At 35.1% G+C, this 2968-nt stretch carries 4 protein-coding genes; 1 reads left to right on the top strand and 3 read right to left on the bottom strand.

Annotated features, from left to right (window positions below; all coding sequences use genetic code 11):
* The 3 genes from Q0L68_RS18850 to Q0L68_RS18840 all read right to left on the bottom strand — a co-directional run.
* Positions 1-453: hypothetical protein (locus Q0L68_RS18850; protein ID WP_296705798.1), on the bottom strand; the 453-nt coding region annotated here is incomplete at its 3' end.
* Between the two features lie 81 nt (positions 454-534).
* Complete coding sequence (locus Q0L68_RS18845) at positions 535-1227, bottom strand: LytTR family DNA-binding domain-containing protein (RefSeq protein ID WP_296705797.1); 693 nt, start codon at positions 1225-1227, stop codon at positions 535-537.
* A gap of 5 nt (positions 1228-1232) precedes the next feature.
* Positions 1233-2468: a histidine kinase gene (locus Q0L68_RS18840; protein ID WP_296705796.1), complete on the bottom strand. Its 1236-nt coding sequence runs from the start codon at positions 2466-2468 to the stop codon at positions 1233-1235.
* Between the two features lie 60 nt (positions 2469-2528).
* Here Q0L68_RS18840 and Q0L68_RS18835 point away from each other — a divergent pair, with 60 nt between their 5' ends.
* Positions 2529-2957, top strand: coding sequence for a MotA/TolQ/ExbB proton channel family protein (locus Q0L68_RS18835; RefSeq protein ID WP_296705795.1), 429 nt, complete (start codon positions 2529-2531; stop codon positions 2955-2957).
* Positions 2958-2968: the final 11 nt, after the last annotated feature.

Genomic DNA, 2968 nt, shown 5'->3' with positions numbered 1-2968 from the left:
CGAAGCACTGATTAAACCTAATCCGTAGAAGCACAACATGGCAGCTGGGATCAATTCAAAAGTACTTTCATGTACCAATGCAAAAGAAAACAAACCACCCAGTAAAACAGGGATAAAAAGCGCTTGCCAAAATCGCTTACTGGCATTAGTCCAGAACTTTTGAGAAGCCTTTTCACTTTTTCTTTTGCTCATAGTCCAAGCTGTAAAGAGTGCCAAAATCAAAATAACTCCAGACAAAATGAGGATTCTCCAAATTAGCTCAGATACTCCCAATTCATCTACCGAATTTCCCCATTTAGAATGAGGGAAATATATCCAGTACCAAGCGATCCCGGTGCCAATGATCGCATATATCCCCGCCAAAACTCCTGATAAACCACTAAGTGAAAGGAAGCGCGTGCTTCGTTCCATCATGGATTTGATTTCAGCTAATTCATCTTCTGGTTTCCTCATATTTAAAAGTACTTTGAGATACAAAGTAAAATGAAAAAATTGATTCTTATATATTTTTCTCAAAAATTATTTTGGAATGTTTCACTCAAATTGCTGAAGCCGACTGAGAACTTCTTCTTTATAGGATCGACTGATCGTCAAAGCATTACCAGCAATCTCTAAATATTCATGAGTATAGGAACTGATTGCAGAAATGTTCCCGATAAAAGATCTGTGAAATCTAATAAATTGGTTTTCAGGAAGTTTTGATTCAAAATTCGAAATGCTTTCCCTGACAACCATTACTTTTTCTTTTAAATGGATTTTGATATAATCTGCATAGCTTTCTACAAAAAGTATGTCACCAAGATCGATTTTTTCCATTTTCCTATCCTGACGGACAAAAATAAAATCAGAATTGGGTTTGGTGGTATTTATGGTTTTTGAAACAGACTCTTTGACCTTTGCAACGGCTTTTAAGAATCTATCGAAGGGGATGGGCTTCAAAAGATAATCTACAGCTTCGAGGTTAAATCCCTCGATAGCATACTCCCGATAGGCTGTTGTGAATATGACTTGAATCTCTTTTGGGATGATTTTGGCAAAGGCCATTCCATCTATTCCGGGCATATTGATATCCAAAAATACTAAGTCTATATCTTTATTTTGAACCACATTAAAGGCCTCGTTGGAATTACTGCAGCTAGCTACCAGATTGAGATAATCAACTTTGGAGATGAAATCCTTGAGGATATTTTGGGCTATTGGTTCGTCGTCAACTATAAGGCAATTCATAATATCTATGGATTGAGGGGGCTTGTGATAAGTTCTAGCTCCACCACAAAATGATTCTCAGTTTTTATTATGTTAAATCTGTGAGAATCTGGATAGAGGAGTTGCAACCGTTTTTTGATATTTTTAAGACCTATTCCTGAAGAAGTTAATGCTTTTTTTTCTCCTAAATCTTCATAGGAATTTTTCAAAATGAAAAATATTTTATCTTCTTCTGTCTCTAATTTTATTTCAACAAAGGCTTCTTTCCCTTTAGATTTCCCATGTTTAAAACTGTTCTCCACTAATGGGAGAAAAAGCATAGGAGCAATCATTTGATTATTTGTTTCCAATGGAAAGTTGGTGTTAATCTGAAGTTTATCTCCATGCCTTAATTTTTCCAAAGCCAAGTAGTCCTTTAAATGATCTATTTCATCCTGCAGTGGCACCTGAGATTTTTGAGTTTGGTATAGGATATAATCCAATAAATTAGAAAGCTTTAAGATCAATTCGGGTGTTTCTGGACTTTTAGCTATTGCAGATCCATAAATCGTATTTAGGGTGTTGAATAAAAAATGGGGCTGAATCTGCATTTTGAGATAGGAGAGTTCTTCTTGCTTTAGCTGAAGTTCTCCATTTAATATTGTGTATTGCAGTTCCTGGTTTTGGAGATGTATTTTATAGCTTTCTCTGAATGCTGAGAAAAGAGAGGTCAGTAAAACTACGATATAAACTCCCACTATGATGAGATAAAGGTTTTTGGTAAGTAAGAACTCTGTGCCTAGGGATTCAACCGAATTGATAAATAGAAAACCGTAAAAAGAGGATAAAGCAATTAGAAAAACCGAAATGATTATAGTATAAACAGTGTAAAGAGAGAAGAGAAAATACTTTTGCTTGAATAAGTATTTAGGGATAAGGTGAAAGCTAAAAACGTTGACCATTCCCATGGTAACTGGAAGCAAGAAAGCTCCGAAAGTAAATGCCGGAGCAAGGTCTGAAATGGTAATTCCGAAATAGAAAGCAAAAAATAATAGAGCGCCTAAACAGATGGAAACTTGTTCCAACATTTTCTTCGCTATCCCTGATATTAGATTTTTTTTATCCATTATATAATTAGGACAAGGTCTTTTAAAAAATTGTCTTTGCAAAGTAAATGCGATGAATGACGTATTTCCGTCTATTAGTTGCCAGGACGACACTACCGAATTCAAAAACGGTTGATTACTTGTCAAATCTAGCATTGAGGATGTCATTGATCGCATAAATATCTTGAAGGTTGATCTTCTTTCTATTATTGGTCCATAATTCAAAAACATAAGAATATGAATCCTTTAACAACAGTACTCTCTTTAAAACCAGTATTTCTAAATATAATTTCAGACCGATTCCAAGAAGGAGGCTTTCTCGGAATGATGTTGATTTTGTGTTGTTTTTTATTGGCTATCTTTTTTACGATTAAAGCCTTTACGGCAATAAATTCTGATACTCCTACTTTTTTGAAATATAAAAAGCTTGTCAATCAAGTCGTTTTGCTCGGTTTGGTAATCTCTTTTTTGAATTCCCTTTTAGGCTTGATTCAGGCATTTGATTCACTTGAGGCCACTGGCGGAGCTGATCCAGCTATAGTTGCGGGAGGATTAAAAGTCACATTGCTTTCGCCTTTATTTGGATTGTTTGTTTTCATATTTGGCTACACAGCGACATTTATACTTAGCTGGATAAGAAAAGTCGATCTAGACGAGGCTAAATAAAATATTCACCT

This window comes from Algoriphagus sp., assembly GCF_024642405.1.
Taxonomy (GTDB): domain Bacteria; phylum Bacteroidota; class Bacteroidia; order Cytophagales; family Cyclobacteriaceae; genus Algoriphagus.
This window is presented reverse-complemented; position numbering and strand designations above follow the sequence as displayed.